This is a genomic window from Atopostipes suicloacalis DSM 15692 (assembly GCF_900129085.1).
Classification (GTDB): Bacteria; Bacillota; Bacilli; order Lactobacillales; family Carnobacteriaceae_A; genus Atopostipes; species Atopostipes suicloacalis.
Genome location: NZ_FQUF01000006.1, coordinates 46,880 through 65,748, shown reverse-complemented (window position 1 = coordinate 65,748; position 18,869 = coordinate 46,880). Strand labels below are relative to the sequence as shown.

At 35.0% G+C, this 18,869-nt stretch carries 18 protein-coding genes; all 18 read left to right on the top strand.

Going from position 1 to position 18,869, the window contains the following annotated elements; translation table 11 throughout:
• Positions 1-259 precede the first annotated feature (259 nt).
• The 18 genes from BUB96_RS02600 to BUB96_RS02515 all read left to right on the top strand — a co-directional run bounded on the left by BUB96_RS02600 (position 260) and on the right by BUB96_RS02515 (position 18,839).
• The gene (locus BUB96_RS02600) at positions 260-589 is read left to right on the top strand and encodes a hypothetical protein (RefSeq protein WP_073295926.1); all 330 of its coding nucleotides are present in this window, start codon (positions 260-262) and stop codon (positions 587-589) included.
• Positions 582-1,616: a V-type ATPase subunit gene (locus BUB96_RS02595; protein WP_159431719.1), complete on the top strand. Its 1,035-nt coding sequence runs from the start codon at positions 582-584 to the stop codon at positions 1,614-1,616. The genes BUB96_RS02600 and BUB96_RS02595 overlap by 8 nt, the downstream gene beginning before the upstream one ends.
• Positions 1,617-3,557, top strand: a complete 1,941-nt coding sequence (locus BUB96_RS02590; RefSeq protein ID WP_073295919.1) for a V-type ATP synthase subunit I — start codon at positions 1,617-1,619, stop codon at positions 3,555-3,557.
• 17 nt (positions 3,558-3,574) lie between these two features.
• Positions 3,575-4,018, top strand: a complete 444-nt coding sequence (locus BUB96_RS02585) for an ATP synthase subunit C (protein ID WP_073295915.1) — start codon at positions 3,575-3,577, stop codon at positions 4,016-4,018.
• A 1-nt stretch (position 4,019) separates the two neighbouring features.
• Positions 4,020-4,328, top strand: coding sequence for a V-type ATP synthase subunit F (locus BUB96_RS02580; protein ID WP_073295912.1), 309 nt, complete (start codon positions 4,020-4,022; stop codon positions 4,326-4,328).
• Positions 4,329-4,343: 15 nt separating this feature from the next.
• Positions 4,344-4,928, top strand: a complete 585-nt coding sequence (locus tag BUB96_RS02575) for an exodeoxyribonuclease VII large subunit (protein ID WP_073295909.1) — start codon at positions 4,344-4,346, stop codon at positions 4,926-4,928.
• Positions 4,925-6,694, top strand: a complete 1,770-nt coding sequence (locus BUB96_RS02570) for a V-type ATP synthase subunit A (RefSeq protein WP_073295906.1) — start codon at positions 4,925-4,927, stop codon at positions 6,692-6,694. The genes BUB96_RS02575 and BUB96_RS02570 overlap by 4 nt, the downstream gene beginning before the upstream one ends.
• A gap of 11 nt (positions 6,695-6,705) precedes the next feature.
• Positions 6,706-8,142 carry a V-type ATP synthase subunit B gene (locus BUB96_RS02565; RefSeq protein WP_073295903.1) on the top strand — a complete coding sequence of 479 codons (1,437 nt, stop codon included), beginning with the start codon at positions 6,706-6,708 and terminating at the stop codon, positions 8,140-8,142.
• A complete protein-coding gene (locus tag BUB96_RS02560; protein WP_073295900.1) occupies positions 8,132-8,800 on the top strand; it encodes a V-type ATP synthase subunit D in 669 nt (222 codons plus the stop codon). The genes BUB96_RS02565 and BUB96_RS02560 overlap by 11 nt, the downstream gene beginning before the upstream one ends.
• Positions 8,801-9,273: 473 nt before the next feature.
• Positions 9,274-10,329 (top strand): phenylalanine--tRNA ligase subunit alpha, encoded by a 1,056-nt coding sequence (pheS, locus tag BUB96_RS02555; RefSeq protein ID WP_073295896.1) that lies wholly within the window; start codon positions 9,274-9,276, stop codon positions 10,327-10,329.
• Positions 10,329-12,737: a phenylalanine--tRNA ligase subunit beta gene (pheT, locus tag BUB96_RS02550; protein ID WP_073295893.1), complete on the top strand. Its 2,409-nt coding sequence runs from the start codon at positions 10,329-10,331 to the stop codon at positions 12,735-12,737. The genes pheS and pheT overlap by 1 nt, the downstream gene beginning before the upstream one ends.
• Before the next feature lie 146 nt (positions 12,738-12,883).
• Complete coding sequence (zapA, locus tag BUB96_RS02545) at positions 12,884-13,156, top strand: cell division protein ZapA (RefSeq protein WP_073295889.1); 273 nt, start codon at positions 12,884-12,886, stop codon at positions 13,154-13,156.
• Positions 13,157-13,171: 15 nt separating this feature from the next.
• Positions 13,172-13,804 (top strand): CvpA family protein, encoded by a 633-nt coding sequence (locus BUB96_RS02540; protein ID WP_073295887.1) that lies wholly within the window; start codon positions 13,172-13,174, stop codon positions 13,802-13,804.
• Positions 13,805-13,887: 83 nt separating this feature from the next.
• A complete protein-coding gene (locus tag BUB96_RS02535; protein WP_073296002.1) occupies positions 13,888-16,248 on the top strand; it encodes an endonuclease MutS2 in 2,361 nt (786 codons plus the stop codon).
• 100 nt (positions 16,249-16,348) lie between these two features.
• On the top strand, positions 16,349-16,660 hold the full coding sequence (gene trxA, locus BUB96_RS02530; RefSeq protein ID WP_073295884.1) for a thioredoxin: 312 nt from the start codon (positions 16,349-16,351) through the stop codon (positions 16,658-16,660).
• A gap of 224 nt (positions 16,661-16,884) precedes the next feature.
• Positions 16,885-17,703: a glutamate racemase gene (gene racE, locus BUB96_RS02525; RefSeq protein WP_073295881.1), complete on the top strand. Its 819-nt coding sequence runs from the start codon at positions 16,885-16,887 to the stop codon at positions 17,701-17,703.
• Complete coding sequence (locus BUB96_RS02520) at positions 17,700-18,296, top strand: XTP/dITP diphosphatase (protein WP_073295878.1); 597 nt, start codon at positions 17,700-17,702, stop codon at positions 18,294-18,296. Before racE ends, BUB96_RS02520 begins: the two co-directional genes overlap by 4 nt.
• A gap of 33 nt (positions 18,297-18,329) precedes the next feature.
• Positions 18,330-18,839, top strand: a complete 510-nt coding sequence (locus BUB96_RS02515; RefSeq protein WP_073295875.1) for a metallophosphoesterase — start codon at positions 18,330-18,332, stop codon at positions 18,837-18,839.
• Positions 18,840-18,869: the final 30 nt, after the last annotated feature.

Genomic DNA, 18,869 nt, shown 5'->3' with positions numbered 1-18,869 from the left:
GGAGTGATAAGAGAATGCTAGCCGTACTATGAGTGTCAACCAAACTTTTCCCAAATGAAAATAATTATGAAATGAAAGCCTTTACCTAGGGGTTTTTAACGTTTATAATTGTAATTTTGAAACTTTAGTCTTATAATTAATCCCGCGCTGGGGGAAATGGCATAGCAATCAGCTTTATAGCTTTGTTTTATATATGTAATTTTTTAAAAGGTGCAAAGAAATTAAATGATTTCTATTTAGAAAGGAGATAAGTTATTAAATGGACGAAATAATTGATCGATTGTATCGAATAGAACTAACAGCTGATAAATCTTTGGATACATTGAATGAAAAGAAAATTCAGTTGAAAAATAAATACGATAATTTTCGTACGGATTATCAAAAAGCAGCAGAAAATAAATTTTCTAAAGAAACGGCTCAACTGAAAGAACAGTACGAGCAAGAAAAAAATCAAGAGCTTAAAGTAATCGAAGAAAATTACGAAATAAATTTGAAAAAAATTCGAGATGTTTTTGATCATGAACAAGAACATTTTGTTGATCGATTTTTGGATGCAGTAAAGGAACTTGGTGCATTAGATGATGAATGATTATACAGCAATTTTAACTAAAGTTAGAGCGATGCGAAGTAAATTGTTATCAAAAGAAGAAATACAAAATAATCACAGTCTTAAAAGTTTAGAAGATATCTACCAAGTTTTACAACGGACGGAAGGGTATGATCGAGCTGCGCGTGATACAGATATTACAGAACTCACACCTCGAAGTATCATTCCTATTATCCACAATGGTGTCTATTATACTTTTTTGAAATTATACCGTTTTGCGAATCTAGAACAACGAAAAGTTTTAAAATTGTATGGCATCAAATATGAAACAGATTTCATAAAAAAAGTAATTAATAACATTCTGGCAAAAAAAGATTCGAATATTTATTTTGAAGGTTTTACAGATTATTTAGAAAAAAGCCGTCATTTTGATATAGACCGAATTGAAAGTGCAACGACGATAGACGAAGTGATTGATGCTTTAAATGGAACGATTTACGCAGAATTCTTTGAAGAGAATCGTTCTAGTTTTCAAGAAATTCCAATTGACTCGAATGTTTTAAATGTAAAATTTGACCAGTTCATTGCGATGCATGTATGGAAAAGAGCACGTCACATATTTAGTGAGAAAGAATTGAAACAGTTTAAAAAATATTATGGTAGTTTTGCGGATCTTATTAATATTGAATCTATTTATCGTTTGAAATTCATTTATGAAATGAGCAATGAAGAAATTAAAAATTATATTCTACCTCCTTCTCGTCAATTAGATGAAGTCACAATTGAAGAACTTTTACAGGCCAACAATCAATTAAGTTTTGAACGTCTATTGCGCTCAATGGGTTATGCAGAAGTTATAGTGAATGATAAAAGAACGAATGATTTGCGGATAGAAGAGTCAGAATTTTTAGAAGGTTTACTTAAATTCTTAGTCCGTTCATGTCGAGAATCAATGCTTCCTATTTTAGAATATTTAGAAGATAAACAAAGAGAAGCGAGTTTATTAGCAAAAACGACAGAAAAAATTGGTTGGAATAATGTAAAACCTGCAGAAAAGGAGTTGGTATAGTTGATTACTACTATGAGTATGGTTAACATCACAGGACCTCGTGATGATATTGATAAAATGGCTTATAATTATCTAAGTCATTATGATATTCACTTAGTGAATGCACTAAAGGAATTATCTGGAATTGAAACATTAAAAGCTTATACGAGCTCAAATCAATATCAACCTTGGGATGAACGAATTGATGATTTATTATCTTTAATTGATGAACCAGTCGAAGATGATAAAAACCTTGAAAGTAATCTAACGTTTAAAGAAGTAAAAAAAATGGTTACCTCTGTTGAAAGCAAGGTTACCGATAAGAAAAATGAGTTGCAAGAGTTAACACGACAGTTAAATACTGCAACGTTTAGTCATGATGAATATGAACCTTTTTCAGATATTGGTTATTCTTTAGAAAAAATATTAAGCATTAAGCATTTGAAGTTTAGATTTGGACGATTTACCACAAAAAGTTATCAAATATTCAAAAAATATATTGATAGCATGGTTCCTTCCGTATTTATCCCTTCAAAGACAACAGACGGATATGTCTATGGCGTATATTTTACGACTCCAGAAGCTCGTCAAAGAGTAGATGCTTTGTATTACTCTCTTGCTTGGGAAAGAATATATATTACAGAAGAAAAAGGGACGTTTAAAGATATTGTTCATAAATATGATGAACAAATCGATCAATTAACGACTGAGAAAGAAAAAGTGCAAGCTGAAATATTCGATATCTTGCATCCGAATATTAAGAATTTAAAACAAGCAAAGAAAACCTTAGAAGAATTATCGGAAGCCCATAAAATTCGTCAATATGCTGCGATTACACGTGATGAGTTCGCTCAAAAAGAAACACGTTATCTTGTACTTGGCTGGATGGCTGAAGAAGATGCTATGAAACTTGAAAAAGAATTGGCTAAAGTTGAAGAAATTGAAATGTATATTGAAGAGGATGAAGATGCACACAATTTTGAGTCCCCTACAAAACTGCGTAATAATTTCTTTGCACGACCTTTTGAAATGATTACTAAAATGTATGGGGTGCCAAATTATCGAGAACTTGATCCTACGGGAATTGTAGCCGTGACCTATTCCTTGTTCTTTGGAGCTATGTTTGGTGATTTAGGACAAGGCCTCTTGCTATTTTTAGCCGGCTTAGTGGGCTATTTCAGTGAAAAATTGAGTTTGGCAAAGATGTTTGTTCCCGTTGGTCTTTCTTCCATGATTTTTGGGTTGATTTACGGAAGTTTCTTTGGTTTAGAAGATGTTATTCCTGCCTTATGGGGTAACCCGATGGAGAAACTAAGTACCATTCCTTTCTTTGGAAGTTTAAATACGGTATTTATTGTAGCAGTTGGTTCCGGAATGTTTGTCATTTTATTAACGATGGTCTTGAATATTTATTTGAGATTTAAAAATGGTGAAAAGTGGGAAGCAATACTGAATAAGAATGGAATTGCTGGTTTTGCATTTTATGGATTAATTGTTTTGTTACTTGTTCTTTATATGGCCGGTCAAGAAATTCCAGCGATAGGATTATTTATCGCAATTATTGTTGGGTTATTACTTGTCATTGCTTTTGAAGAACCACTTACAAATATCATAGAACACAAAAAAGCAGAAGATAAAGATGGAATAGTTATGCAATTGTTAACGATCTTTTTTGAAATGTTTGAAACAGTGCTAACTTATTTTTCAAATACAATTTCTTTTGTACGTATAGGAGCTTTTGCGATTGCCCACGTTGCCATGATGGGTGTCGTTTTGATGTTTGCAAATATTGAATCAGCGAATCCAAATTGGTTGGTTCTTGTATTAGGAAACTTATTTGTTACAGGATTTGAAGGATTAGTTATCTTTATTCAAGTCTTGCGTTTAGAATTTTATGAAATATTTAGTCACTTTTATAGTGGAGACGGAATTGAATTTGAAAGTGTTTGGGATAAAAAATAATTGGAGGAAGTATAGAAATGAATATTGAATTAATGATTAAAACAACAATGGTTGCCACAATTTTATTAGGATTTGTTTTTCCAGCTGCTTACTTTTTTAAAGGAGAACGAAACAAAAAACGATACAAAAAGACTTTGGCTGCAAATGTTTTAACGGTTGCAACAGGCTTTATCATCTCTTTAATCTTTGCTTACTCTCCTGAAACAGTTTTTGCCGCTAGTGAGACAGCCGCTGCCGCAGATGGTTTAGCTACTGGTTTAGGTTATATTGCAGCTGCTCTAGCTACTGGTTTATCTGGTATTGGTGGTGGGGTTGCTGTTGCAAGTGCCGCAAGTGCCGCTTTGGGTGCAATTAGTGAAGATGATTCAATCTTTGGTCGTTCACTAATTTTCGTTGGTTTAGCAGAAGGTATTGCCTTATACGGATTAATTATCTCATTTATGATCTTAGGACGTCTATAATATGAAATCTTATGTCATAACAGATAACATTTCGACTTTAGTAGGCATGCAACTTGCAGGAGTTGAAGGAGAACTTATTTCAAAGGCGACTTCTTTTAATACAATTTTTGATAAAGTGACTAAAGATGAAGAAATTGGGATCTTAATGATTGCTCCAAAATTAATCGAACAGAATCAAAAAAAAGTAGATGAATTTCGCTTTAATCAAGCCGTCCCTTTAATAGTTGAAATTCCCGGTTCGGATGAATATGCTAGCAACCGGAATAAAATTGCTGAAACAATTCAAAAAGCTGTGAATATTTCAGTATAGATGGGAGATGCGATGATGGATTTAGAAGAAAAAATAGATTATTTCGTAGATGAAGTAAATGTAAAAGTTAAAAATACAATGGAAGAACAAATGACTGCTTATCAAGAATCTTTAGATAAAGATTTAAAAGATTTTAAACGAAAAACAGACGCTTCTTTTGCTGATCGATTAGAATCAGAAAAAAATGCCGCAAGAAAAGAAAACAATAAAGCCATATCGAAGATTAGATTTAATCATCAACATGAACTTTATGTGCAAGAAGAAAAACTAAAGAAATCTTTATATGATAAATTTGAAAATGTCTTAAACGAATACAAAGAAACAGACGAATATAAAGAGCATATGAAAAAGATGATTCAATCCGTTCAAGAATATGCGCAAGATGAACTCTTTGATATTTATATTGACCCATCGGACGAATATTTGCTATCAGACTTAGAAGAAATGACAAATGCCGAGTTAAATATATCCGATCGTGAGTTTATAGGAGGAGTCCGTGGAGTAGCCAGAGAAAGAGGTATCTTATTAGATTTTTCTTTTTCAACTTTGCTTACTCGTGCGGAAGAGGATTTCTCTATAACGGAGGGACTTAATCGATGATAGAAACAAAAAATAAAATTTATGCAATAAATGGCCCAATCATTAAAATTCAAGGACCAACAGATTTTTCTATGTCTGAGTTAGTTTACGTAGGAAATGACCGTTTGGTTGGCGAAGTTATTGGGATTGATCAGTTTAAAACGACGATTCAAGTCTACGAAGACACAAACGGCCTAAGACCTGGTGAACCTATTGAAGGAACTAATGAATCAATGGCTGTAGAACTTGGTCCAGGAATGCTCGATAATATTTTTGATGGAATTGAACGCCCATTAAAAGAAATTCAAAAAGTGAGCGGTGCACACATCAAAAAAGGAATCAAACTGGATTCTTTAAATCGAGAAAAATTATGGGAAGTGACCCCAGTAATTTCTGTTGGAGAAACAGTGAACGGCGGAGAAATTATTGCTGAAATTCCTGAAACAAAAGCTATCATGCATAAAGTGATGGTACCTCCTGATGTAGCCGGTAAAGTTATTGAAGTTGTTGAACCTGGAGAATATACGATAAATGATGTATTAGTTAAAATTGAACAAATTAACGGGAATATTATCGAAATCAAGGGCTTTCAAAAATGGCCCATTCGTAAACCTCGTACAGTACTCGAACGCCTTGAAAGTACTCGTCCATTAATTACAGGACAAAGAATTATTGACTCTGTGTTTCCTATTGCCAAAGGAGGAGCTGCTGCAATTCCTGGAGGTTTCGGAACAGGTAAAACAACCATGCAGCATCAGATTGCAAAATATGCTGAAACAGATATTATTGTCTATATTGGTTGTGGTGAACGTGGAAATGAAATGACAGAAGTTTTAGAAGACTTTGCCAAACTGATTGACCCTCGAAGTGGTGCTTCTTTAATGGAACGTACAGTCTTAATTGCAAACACTTCAGACATGCCAGTTGCAGCACGTGAAGCTTCTATTTACACAGGAATCACTATTGCTGAATATTATCGGGATATGGGATATGATGTAGCCATTATGGCTGATTCAACCTCTCGATGGGCAGAAGCACTTCGTGAATTATCTGGACGATTAGAAGAAATGCCTGGAGAAGAAGGTTTCCCTGCTTACTTATCTAGTCGTATTGCTGCTTTCTATGAAAGGGCAGGAGATATGGAAAACTTAAACCATACGAATGGTTCAGTTTCTATTATCGGAGCTGTTTCTCCTCAAGGTGGAGACTTCTCGGAACCTGTGACACAAAATACCAAGCGTTATGTCCGTTGTTTCTGGGCACTCGATTCAGATTTAGCCCATGCGCGACATTATCCAGCAATTAACTGGATTACCAGCTACAGTCAATATTTAAATGATTTATCACACTGGTATGCTAAAAATGTGGATGAAGATTTTATGAAAAATCATAATGAAATGATGGTTCTTCTAAAAGAAGAAGATGAATTACTCGAAATCGTGAAATTAATTGGTAGTGATGTCTTACCCGATTCACAAAAATTAATCTTACAAATTTCTAAAGTCATTCGTTTAGGCTTTTTACAACAAGGATCTTTTCATGAAATTGATAGTTCTGTTCCAATTAAAAAGCAAGCTAAAATGTTAGACATTATTTTGTATTTATATGAACGCAGCCAATCTTTAATTTCCTTTGGCTTTCCAGTGAGTTATTTAACACAGTCTAATATCTTTAATAAAATTATTAATATAAAATATGACGTACCCAATGATCAATTAGAAATGCTTGATCATTATTATGATGATATTGATGCCTATTATGATAAAGCAATGCAAGAGAATGGATAAGGAGAGATATAATGGCAATTGAACATTTAAATTTAAGCTCCATTGAAGGGCCATTAGTCGTTATTGATGGGGTGCGAGAAGCTGCCTATGGCGATATTGTTCGATTTCGCACCAATAAAAAAGAAGAAAAAATAGGTCAGGTCATCTCGATTGAAGGTGAACGTTGTTTAATTCAAGTCTTTGATCAAACGACAAATATGTCCTTAAATAACACACATACGACATTCAGTGGACATGGGATGGAAATAGACCTATCTCCTGATATCTTAGGTCGTACTTTTGATGGATTGGGTCGCCCACTTGATGAGCTAGGACCTGTCCATTCAGACGTCCAACGGGATGTAAATGGTGCACCTTTGAATCCAGTTTCTCGTGTATTTCCTAAAAACTTTATTGAAACAGGATTTTCAGCAATTGATGGCTTGATGACTTTGATTCGTGGACAAAAACTTCCAATCTTTTCAGGGGAAGGATTATCCCATAATGAGTTAGCTGCACAAATTGTTAAACAAGCAAAATTAGGTGAAGACGTAGAAGGCGAGTTTGCGTTGGTTTTTGCGGCAATGGGTGTAACACATGATACTGCTGATTTTTTCAGACGAACGTTTGAGGAAAGTGGTACGATGGATCATGTTACCAGCTTTTTAAATACAGCTGATGATCCTGTGATGGAACGAATTATTACACCAAGAGTGGCTTTAACGACCGCAGAGTATTTAGCCTATGATTTGGGGTATCATGTATTGGTTATTTTAACGGATATGACTTCATTTAGTGAAGCATTGAGAGAAATCTCCAATGCAAAAGATGAAATTCCTTCTCGTAAAGGTTATCCAGGTTATTTATATTCTGAGCTAGCTACAATTTATGAAAGAGCAGGAATCGTTAAAGGAAAACAAGGATCAGTTACTCAGATTCCAATTTTAACAATGCCTAACGATGATATTACGCACCCAATTCCTGACTTAACCGGGTATATTACAGAGGGACAAATCGTATTGGATCGTGATTTGCAACATAAAAATATTTTCCCTCCAATTGGTGTATTACCATCTTTATCTCGTTTGATGTCTGACAGTATTGGAGCGGATTATACACGTGAAGACCATGAAGGAGTTGCTAATCAACTCTTTGCTTCTTACTCAAGTACGATAGAAGCTAGAAGTTTAGCCTCTGTAATTGGAGAAGAAGAACTTTCTGATGTTGATAAAATGTATTTAGAATTCGGAAAGAAATTCGAAGAAGAGTTTGTTGGTCAAGGCATGGACGAAACAAGAACGATGAAAGATACCTTAAATCTTGGTTGGGATTTGTTACGTCTATTACCTAGAGAAGAATTAAACCGTATTGATTCAACGATTTTAGATAAATATTATGAGAATAAGGAGTATTCACTTCAAAGTTCACAACAATTGAACATCAAAGAAGGTGTTAACAGTGGAGATTGATCAATCACCAACAAAAGGGAACTTAATGAAAATCGAGAAAACCTTAGAACTATCTAGAAGTGGACATAGCCTCATGGATAGAAAGCGACTCATTCTTATGAATGAAATTGTCACTTTGGTTGAAAAAGCCAAGCAAGTTCAAGACGATTTAGTCGATGCTTATGAGGATGCCTATAATCAAATGGCTCTTGCACAAGAAGCTGTAGGGATATTTAACTTACAAGAAATTTCAGAATCGATTGAGGTGGATCGTCACATTCACATTAAAGTACGAAGTCTTATGGGTTCTGAAATCCCTGAAATTGACTACCGAGGGAAAAAGCAAGATACACTCCCTTACTCACTAACCGAGACATCCATTGAGGTGGACCGTACACGCTTAGCTTTTGAAAGAGTAAAAGGACTACAAATACAATTAGCTGAAATTGAAAATACAGCCTATCGTTTAGCCAGTAACATTCAAAAAACGCAAAAAAGAGTGAATGCATTAGAAAATGTGACCATTCCTCAACTCGAAGCGGCTCAAAAACAAATTAATAATGAGCTTGAAGAAAAAGAACGTGAAGAGTTTACCCGAATGAAGGCTGTAAAACGAGTACTCAGTGAGAAAGATCTTACTGAAAATGAACGGATGCAAGACCTTTCTAGTAATGAATAAAAAATAGCTTAGCTTTACGCTAAATCAGTTAGTTATATTAAAGGAAAGACTCAATATGAAACCCCTTATTTTGATGAAGGTTTCCTATTGGGTTTTTATTTAGAAGGTATTCTCTTCATATAAAAACTACCTTTTTTTATAAATCTTTGTTATAATGGGATTCGTTAAAACAAACTGTATAATAAAACTTAAAAATAATGACAGAAAAGAGTATTTTATAAAAAGATTGCAGAGAATAGATACATTAGCTGAAAGTATTTATATTCTTTAATAAGAGAAATTCACTTCTGTTGCTCGAAATAAATTTTTGCTAGATTTATTTATTTCGAATAGTTGGTTTCATCCCGGCTTGCACCGTTATGCAAACTTAAGTGCAAAGAAGGAGTCTATCCTTTTTTGAACTAGGGTGGTACCGCGTTTAACCTCGTCCCTTTTTTGGGATTGGGGTTATTTTTATTTTAGGAGGAAAAAAAATGGAGTTAAAAGAGAAGTTAGAAAAATTAGCAGAATCGTCAAAAGAAAAAATTAATCAGATGACGTCTGAAAAAGCTGTTGAAGAATTAAGAATCCAATTATTAGGGAAAAAAGGACAGCTAACCGAATTACTAAAAATGATGAAAGACTTGGATAAGAAGGAACGCCCGATTATTGGAAAATTAGCCAATGAAATTCGCGACGACTTATCGACTCGTATTTCGGATAAAAAAGAAGAGTTAGCCCACCTTGCTTTAGAAGAGAAATTACGGGAGGAAACAATTGATGTAACACTACCCGGCCGTAAATTTAAAAGGGGACAAACTCATCTTATTCACCAAATCATGGAAGAGATGGAAGATCTCTTTTTAGGGATGGGTTATAACATTGTGGGAGGAACAGAAATTGTTTCGGATTATCTCAACTTTGAGCGTGTGAATGTTCCACAAGATCATCCAGCACGCGATATGCAAGATTCTTTTTATATTAATGACCACTATTTATTAAGAACACAAACATCAGCAGTTCAACCTTTGGTAATTGAAGCCCATGATTTTTCAAAGGGCCCTTTAAAGGTGATTAGTCCTGGGAAAGTTTACCGTCGAGATTCAGACGATGCGACTCATTCTCATCAATTTCATCAAATTGAAGGAATTGTTGTAGATGAAAATATCACCATGTCTGATTTAATGGGAACTTTAGAAGTTATGTCCAAAAAAATATTTGGACCGGACCGAGAAGTCCGTTTCCGCCCAAGTTATTTCCCATTTACGGAACCATCCGTAGAAGTGGATGTTAGCTGCTTTAAATGTGGAGGAGCAGGCTGTAATGTGTGTAAGCAGAGTGGTTGGATTGAAGTATTAGGAGCAGGTATGATCCATCCAAATGTATTAGAAATGAGTCATGTTGATTCTAAAAAATATTCTGGCTTTGCGTTTGGTGTAGGACCGGACCGAATGGCGATGCTGAAATATGGTGTGGATGATATTCGTCATTTTTATTTAAATGATCAACGGTTCCTCAGTCAGTTTCGTGCGAAAGGAGAAGAAGCCTAATGTTAGTTTCTTTTAATTGGTTGAAAGAATATGTCGATTTATCAAATATTACCCCTGAAGAATTGGGCGAAAAATTTACTTTAGGAGGGCTGGAAGTTGAAACAATCCAGAAACTAGGTGAAGGTTTAGAGCATCTAGTCGTTGGAGAAGTTGAAACGTGTGAACCGCTTGAAGGCTCGGACCACTTAAATAAAACAACGGTAAATGTGGGCAACCAAGTTCTCCCTATTGTCTGTGGTGCACCAAATGTTGCTGCTGGACAAAAAGTTGTCGTCGCTAAAGTTGGCGCAATACTTCCAGGAAACTTTGAAATAAAAAAAGCAAAACTTATGGGGGAAGATTCTGAAGGAATGATTGTTTCTTTAGATGAATTAGGCTTTTCAGATTCAATTATTCCAAAAAAAGCTGAAGACGGTATTTATGTTTTAGAGCAAGATGCCAAAGTAGGTGCTGATGCTCGTCCATACCTTGGTTTAGATGACGCTATTATTGAATTTGACTTAACACCTAACCGAGCAGATGCACTGAGTATGCGGGGAGTCGCGTATGAAGTAGGAGCTTTATTGGACCAAGTTCCTAGTTTTGAAGAGGTTAATTTTCAAGAAAATGAGGCAGAAAAAGTAGAAGATTATGTTTCTGTTTCTGTAGAACATACGGAAGATACATTGGATTATCGTATGCGTATTGTTAAAGATGTAAAAATTAGCGAAAGTCCGTTATGGATGCAACATAAATTAATGCACGCGGGTATACGTCCAATTGATTTAATAGTAGATATTACGAACTATGTGATGCTTGAATTTGGACAACCTCTACATGCTTTTGATTATGACAAGTTAGATTCTAAAAAAATACATGTTCGTCGTGCTCACCCTGGAGAAGAGTTCGTGACTTTAGATGGCCGTGATCATGTATTAACACAAGAAAATTTGGTCATAACAAATGGGGAAAAAGCAGTTGCTTTAGCTGGAGTTATGGGAGGCGAAAACTCTCAAATTACGGAAGAAACAAAAACAATTGCGATTGAATCAGCTGTTTTTAATCCAGTATTAACCCGTCGAACAGCTAATCGCTTGAATTTACGAAGTGAATCAAGTAATCGTTTTGAAAAGGGAATCAATATTGCTACCGTCCAAGAAGCTGCTGATTTAGCCGCAAAATTAATGGTTGAACTAGGTGGAGGAACGATGGTTAGCGGAACGGCAGAATCTACTCATACAACAACCAAAGATGTGACGATTGCTACAACAACCCAACGAGTAAATGGTTTAATCGGAAGTGCGTTGACTGCTACTGAAATTTCAAAGATATTGGATCGTTTAGGATTTGAGCATAAGATTGATCAGGATCAATTAGATGTTTCTATTCCGCCACGACGTTGGGATATTGAAATTGCTGAAGATTTGATTGAAGAAATTGCTCGAATCTATGGCTATAATAATATACCCATCACACTTCCAGTGACTGAATCCACTCCAGGAGAATTAACGGATGAGCAAAAAACAACACGACTTATTCGAGAAATTTTAGAAGGAAATGGTCTACAAGAAGCTGTAAGTTATTCATTAACACTTCCAGAAAAAGCACGTCGGTATGCGATCACAAAAGGGGAACTTGTTCATTTACAAAATCCGATGAGTAAAGAACGCGTGAGCCTTAGACAAAATGTTATTAGTGGTTTATTAGATGATGCCACGTACAATATCACCCATCAAGTCTCAGACATTGCGCTTTATGAAATTGGACATGTTTTTTACCAAGAAGGCGAAGATGATATAGTGGAATATAGCAATGTTGCTGGATTACTAACCGGTGAAACCCAAAAAGATTGGTTCGGTAAAAAGACACCAATTGATTTTTATACTGTAAAAGGGTTAGTAGAAAACTTGTTATCTTCCTTTTCATTTAGTGAAGAGATCACTTACCGTTTAGCTACAGAACGTGAGGGAATGCATCCTGGTCGTACAGCAGATATTTATATAGCAGAGCAATTAATCGGTTATGTGGGACAACTCCATCCAACGATTGCTAAACAGAGTGATTTAGCGGATACTTTTGTTTTCGAATTATCGATTGATCAGCTAGTGAATGCTAAGAAAGAAGCGGTCGAATATACCGCGTTAAATCGTTATCCAGGTTCTTCCCGTGATATCGCATTGTTAGTGGAAGAAGATATTACGCATGCTGAATTAGAAGCTGTCATTTCTGAAAATGGTGGAAAATGGCTCCAACGAATCCAATTATTTGATTTATACGAAGGTGACCATATCGAAGCAGGTAAGAAATCAATGGCTTATTCGCTTTATTATGCGAATCCTAAGGCTACTCTAAAAGAAGAAGAAGTGAACAATGACTTTAAACGAGTTCAAGAAGCATTAATTGAGCAATTGAATGTAAAAATTCGTTAAATTTACTCTTCCTAATTCTATCGATTGTGAGTCACTGTCTTTTTTACTTGAGAAAGGGCAGTGACTCATTTTAATATTAAAGGGATGAAAAATCTTGTTATTTTTGTTAGGATAGATAAGTAAATAGTCTAGAGAGGTATGTGTAAATGACAACAGAAAAAAGAAGAGCCAAAGTTATGATTGATGATAAAGAGTATACGATTATAAGTAATAAGTCGACTGCACATATAAAACTAGTGGCTGAAACGATTAATAAGCAATTAATAGAGTTGGATGAACTTTCAAACAATCTCTCAAAAGAAGAGCAAGCAATTTTAGTTGCTGTAAATGCTATTTCTGATCAAATCGATTATCAGAATCAAATGATTCAACTTGAAGAAGAAATGAATGAGTTAAACAAAAATGAAAAACGTAGTTAAGTAGGGGAAAACAATATGATGACATTATTGATTTTATTTATATTATTTATTGGGGCTTATAGCGGGTACAAAAATGGGGTAATTTTACAATTGTTAAAAACAATTGGTTATGTAATTGCACTTATTTTTGCCTTTGATTATTATCGTCCCTTAAGTGAATATTTATTTTTATTAGTTCCTTATCCTACACCTTTTTTACCTGAAGGAAATCCATATTATTTTTATGATGAACGTTTTATATTAACGTTGAGTATGTCTTATTATTATTTGATTTCATTCTTGTTGATTTTTTTCATTGGGTGGTTGGTTGTCCGATTCTTGGCAAAGTTGATTTCATATACAGTGAATCAATTTGAAGCGCCCGAACCATTTAGTGGTATAGGTGGTTCAGTGCTTGGCGCAGTTGTAAATTATGTAGGAATTTTTTATATTCTCTTCTTTTTGTCACTGATTCCCTACGATGTTGTGCAAGAACAAATAGCAGATAGCTTTGTAGCGCGCACGATGCTTACTTCCACGCCCAAATTAACCAATAGCAATTATCAACGATTTATTGTTGAAACGTATGAGGAGGTTGAAGAGGAGCGTTCACCGCTTACGATTGAACCTTTTTTGAAAGAAGAGAACGAAGAAGGAAATGAAGAATAAAACAAAAGGTGTTGCAGCGGATGGAAAAAATGCTTTGCGACACCATTTTTTTGTAAAGATTACGGAGTGAAAAAATGAAACAAATAGACGAAAAATCAATGAAAACTCTCGAATACTATAAAATCATTGACCAATTAAGTGAGTTTACTGTTTCAGAACTAGGAAGAAAAAAAGCTAAAAAAATCCAACCATCTAAAACACGAACAGAAGTAGTGAACTTATTAGAGGAAACAGATGACGCTGTTAATTTATATCGTCTAAAGGGAGGCATTCCTTTAGGGACTTTTTATGATGTGCGTCCTCACTTAAAACGAATGGAAATTGGTGCTGTACTAGCGGGACAAGAAGTTATTCAAATTGGACAGTTGTTAAAAGGCGTTCGTGAAATTTTTGACTTCTTTCAAGATGTTGAAGAAGAAGAAATCAAGTTGAATCACCTGTATGCCATTAAGGATGAGATGATTGTTCTATCTAAGCTAGAACGTAAAATATTTGCTACCTTAACGGACAGTGGAGGAGTAGTGGATGATGCAAGTCCAAAATTAAAATCTATTCGAACCAGTATCCGTCAAACGGAAAGTGGAATTCGTGAGAAACTGAATAATATTGTTCGTGGTAGTCAAGCAAAATATCTGACAGATAATATTATTACTATGCGTAATGATCGCTATGTTATTCCTGCAAAAGCAGATAGTCGTAATGTTTTTGGCGGAGTCGTTCATGCACAAAGTTCCTCTGGACAGACACTCTATGTTGAACCGCAAAGTGTCCTTGATTTAAACAATCGACTTAAGCGACTTCAAAGTGAAGAAAAACACGAAATAGATCGTATTTTAATGGAATTAAGCCAGGAAATTGTGCCTTATTCTGCAGAAATTATTAACAACCTAAAGATCTTAACTAAACTGGATGTTCTGCAAGCAAAAGCACGATATGCGCGAGAAATGAAAGCAACCCGTCCCAAAGTGCATCCAGAAAATGATATTCAACTTTTTAGTGCCAGACATCCGCTTATTCCAGAAGAAGAAGTTGTTGCAAATGATATTCAACTAGGAGATCGCTATAAAACAGTCATTGTAACAGGTCCAAATACCGGAGGAAAAACGGTCATTTTAAAAACACTGGGTTTGCTCCAGTTGATGGGACAAACTGGTTTATATTTGCCGGTCGAAGAAGAAAGTTCAATTGGTGTCTTTCATCATATTTTATCGGATATTGGAGATGAACAATCGATTGAACAAAGTTTGTCTACCTTTTCTTCTCATCTAACAACCATTGTGTCTATATTTGAAGTACTTGATTCAAAGAGTTTAGTGCTTTTAGATGAGGTCGGTGCAGGTACAGACCCACAAGAAGGGGCAGCCTTAGCGATTTCGATATTAGATAAGATAGGTGCTATTGGAAGTTTTGCGATGGTGACTTCTCACTATCCAGAATTAAAACTTTATGGCTACAATCGTCCAGAAACCATGAATGCTAGTATGGAATTTGATATCGAAACCCTAAAACCAACCTACAAATTTAAAATGGGGATTCCTGGTCGAAGTAATGCCTTTGAGATTGCGAATCGACTAGGAATGAACCGAGAAGTCATTGAAAATTCAAGATCACTTATGAGTAGTGAAAGCCAAAACGTTGATCAAATGATTAGTGATTTAGATCAAAAACAAAAAGAGGCCGAACAAACCTCAATCGATTTACGTCGACGCCTAGTAGAAGCTGAAAAACTTCACAGAGAATTAGCTGAAGCTTACCAAACCTATGAACAAGAAAAGGAAAGCTTAAAGAAAAAAGCTCAAGAAGAGGCCAACGAACTTGTCGCAAACACGAAACGTAAAGCAGACAATATTATTGCAGACCTCCGTCAAAGACAATTAGAGTCAGAAAACGCACCCGCCGTTAAAGAACACGAATTTATTGATGCACAGACCCAGTTATCGAGTTTAAGACAAGAAGAAGCCAACTTACAACAAAATAAAGTCTTGCAACGCGAAAAAGAAAAGCAATCCTTAAAAGAAGGGCAGACAGTGACTGTACATTCTCTTGGACAAACGGGTACTTTAGTTGAAAAGATTGATGATGAATGGGTGGTTCAAATGGGTATGCTGAAAATGCGGTTACCTGAGGAAGACTTAGCTGTATCTGCTTCAGAAAATGAAAAAGAACCCACAAAATCCACATATTATGGGTCCACGAGTTCTGTACGACCTGAATTAGATTTAAGAGGAGAACGTGTCGATGCTGCCTTGGCTAAACTAGATCAATACATCGACCAAGCCTTGTTGGCTAATTATAAAAAAGTCACCATTATTCATGGGCATGGAACAGGTGCTGTTCGTTCTGCAGTACAAGATGCATTAAGCAAGTACCCACGAGTGAATAGCTACCAAACGGCTCCCGCCAATCAAGGAGGAACAGGAGCAACGATCGTGTCTTTTAAATAACTTTCGTCTGAAACAGATTGATGGTAATAATAAATATTTCGTGCTACACTATTTGTTGAGTAAAAAAACAATTTAACATATTCTTTTAGGGGGATTTATTATGATGAAAGAAGTTACAGACACAACTTTTGAACAAGAAACAGCTTCAGGTGTTTCAATTACAGATTTTTGGGCAGAATGGTGTGGACCATGTAAAATGCAATCACCTATTCTAGATGAAATGGCTGAAGATTCAGATGGTTCAGTCAACTATTATAAAATTGATGTGGATGCGAACCCTGAAACAGCTAGACAATTTGGAATTATGAGTATTCCTACTTTACTCGTTAAAAAAGATGGGGAAGTTGTCGATACACTAATTGGTTTACATTCAAGAGAACAAATCGAAGAAGTACTAAGCCAATACAATTAATTGAATAGCTATAAAAGACCATGTATGGATATCTTCATATATGGTCTTTCTTTTTGTGAAATGAAGAAATACGATGAAATATTCTTTAAGAGATAGCTAATTTTCAATGAAATTCATGCGAATATTTGTTTAAAAACGCTGGTTCGATTTCTATTTCACTCTATTTTTGGTAAAATAAGACTACATATTTTGATAGATTAGATTATAAAGTGATGGGGTGCAACATGAACAATCAACCAATAGGATTTATTGACTCTGGAGTTGGAGGACTCAGTGTCATTAAAGAAGTGATGAAAGTATTACCAAACGAACAGCTTTACTTCATTGGTGATACCGCAAGAAATCCTTATGGCTCTCGTCCTTTAAATGAAGTAAGGAATTTCAGCCGACAACTAGCCAATTTCTTACAAACAAAAAAGATAAAATTATTAGTCATTGCTTGTAATACTGCAACAGCCGCAGCACTAGATGTATTACAAAATGAATTAGATATTCCCGTGATTGGTGTCATTGAGCCAGGGAGTAAGAGTGCCGTAGAGTCAACGAAAAATAATACAATTGGTGTAATTGGTACAAAAGGCACCATCCATTCCGAAGAATACGAGAATAAAATTAAACAACTTAACCAATCTACTTTAATAAAAAGCGTAGCTTGTCAACCTTTTGTAAAAATTGTAGAAGAAGATAATTTAAATTCAAATGAAATCACTGAAGTCGTTGAAAACTCGTTAAAAGCCTTTAATCGAGTGGATATGGATACTCTTATTTTAGGATGTACTCATTTTCCATTGATAGAGTCTTATATTCGAGATTATTTTGGTGAGCAGGTCACCTTAATTAATCCTGGTGTTGAAACAGCTCTCCTCGTTCAGCAGACTTTAATTAAAGAAAATCTACTAAATGAAGAGGAGAGCCAACCAAAAGAACATATTTTTTATACCACAGGTTTAGCAGAAAAATTTGAAGAAATGGCAAAAAAATGGTTAGACAATAAAAATTTCCGGGTGGAACATTTGCCACTCAAGGAGCTAGTAAATAAATGAATAAAACAATTATTATTGCAACAAACAATATAGGAAAAGCAAAAGAATTTAAAAATTTATTTGATGCGTATGGTTATAAAGTTAAAACACTTCATGATTTTCCAGAAATTGGAGAAATACCAGAAACTGGAAATACATTCGCTGAAAATGCGCTACAAAAAGCTGCAGCTATTTCTGAAGAACTTAATACGATTGTCTTAGCGGATGATTCAGGACTTGAAGTCGAAGCGTTAAATGGAGAACCGGGCATTTATTCTGCACGTTATGCCGGTGAACATGGCAATGACCAAAAAAATAATGAAAAGCTGTTAAAAGAATTAGAAAATATTCCAAAAGAAGAACGAAAAGCCAACTTCCATTGTACGTTAGTATTGGTAGGACCTGACAGAGAACCTTTATTTGTAGAGGGAAATGTAGAAGGTTTTATTTTGTGTGCGCCTAAAGGAGACAATGGCTTTGGTTATGATCCTCTTTTTTATGTTCCAAACTTAGAAAAGTCAATGGGCGAATTAAGTAACGATGAAAAAAATAAAATCAGCCACCGCGCTAAAGCGATTGAGCAATTAGAAGAACATTTAGATGGATGGTTGTAAAGAGAAACTATCTACTGTAAAGGAGATTTTGTTTTGAAAATACTAGTTGTAAGTGACAATCACAGAGATGAAAGTAGTTTAGAGGAATTAATTCATCTATATAAAGATGAAGTCGATTATTGGTTCCATTGTGGAGATTCGGAGTTTAAATCTTCACATCATTTATGGAAAACGTTTAAATCGGTAAATGGAAATATGGATTATCGAAATGAATTTCCAGATTATCGCGTGGAAACCGTTGAAGGTGAAAAATTTATTGTTGTCCATGGGCATCAACATCAAGTGAAATTCTCGTTTGAACCTTTAACTGAATTAGCTAAAGAAAATAATGCACGTATTGTATTTTACGGACATACACACATTGCAAAAGTAGATAAAGAACAGGGTGTCTATTTTATAAATCCTGGAAGTATTACACAACCTAGAGGAGCACTTAGAGAAGGCTCTTATGCAATCTATGAAAAAAATAATGAGGATGAATATATAACTTTTTATGACTGGAATCATAATAAAATTGAAGACCTATTTCAAAAATTAAACTAAATTTTTAGGTATAGGTTTTGAAAGGGAGCA

Coding starts and splice junctions, on each gene's coding strand:
- BUB96_RS02600 (WP_073295926.1), top strand. CDS start 260: ATGGACGAAATAATTGATCGATTGTATCGAATAGAACTAACAGCTGAT.
- BUB96_RS02595 (WP_159431719.1), top strand. CDS start 582: ATGAATGATTATACAGCAATTTTAACTAAAGTTAGAGCGATGCGAAGT.
- BUB96_RS02585 (WP_073295915.1), top strand. CDS start 3,575: ATGAATATTGAATTAATGATTAAAACAACAATGGTTGCCACAATTTTA.
- BUB96_RS02580 (WP_073295912.1), top strand. CDS start 4,020: ATGAAATCTTATGTCATAACAGATAACATTTCGACTTTAGTAGGCATG.
- BUB96_RS02575 (WP_073295909.1), top strand. CDS start 4,344: ATGGATTTAGAAGAAAAAATAGATTATTTCGTAGATGAAGTAAATGTA.
- BUB96_RS02570 (WP_073295906.1), top strand. CDS start 4,925: ATGATAGAAACAAAAAATAAAATTTATGCAATAAATGGCCCAATCATT.
- BUB96_RS02565 (WP_073295903.1), top strand. CDS start 6,706: ATGGCAATTGAACATTTAAATTTAAGCTCCATTGAAGGGCCATTAGTC.
- pheS (WP_073295896.1), top strand. CDS start 9,274: ATGGAGTTAAAAGAGAAGTTAGAAAAATTAGCAGAATCGTCAAAAGAA.
- pheT (WP_073295893.1), top strand. CDS start 10,329: ATGTTAGTTTCTTTTAATTGGTTGAAAGAATATGTCGATTTATCAAAT.
- zapA (WP_073295889.1), top strand. CDS start 12,884: ATGACAACAGAAAAAAGAAGAGCCAAAGTTATGATTGATGATAAAGAG.
- BUB96_RS02540 (WP_073295887.1), top strand. CDS start 13,172: ATGATGACATTATTGATTTTATTTATATTATTTATTGGGGCTTATAGC.
- trxA (WP_073295884.1), top strand. CDS start 16,349: ATGATGAAAGAAGTTACAGACACAACTTTTGAACAAGAAACAGCTTCA.
- racE (WP_073295881.1), top strand. CDS start 16,885: ATGAACAATCAACCAATAGGATTTATTGACTCTGGAGTTGGAGGACTC.
- BUB96_RS02520 (WP_073295878.1), top strand. CDS start 17,700: ATGAATAAAACAATTATTATTGCAACAAACAATATAGGAAAAGCAAAA.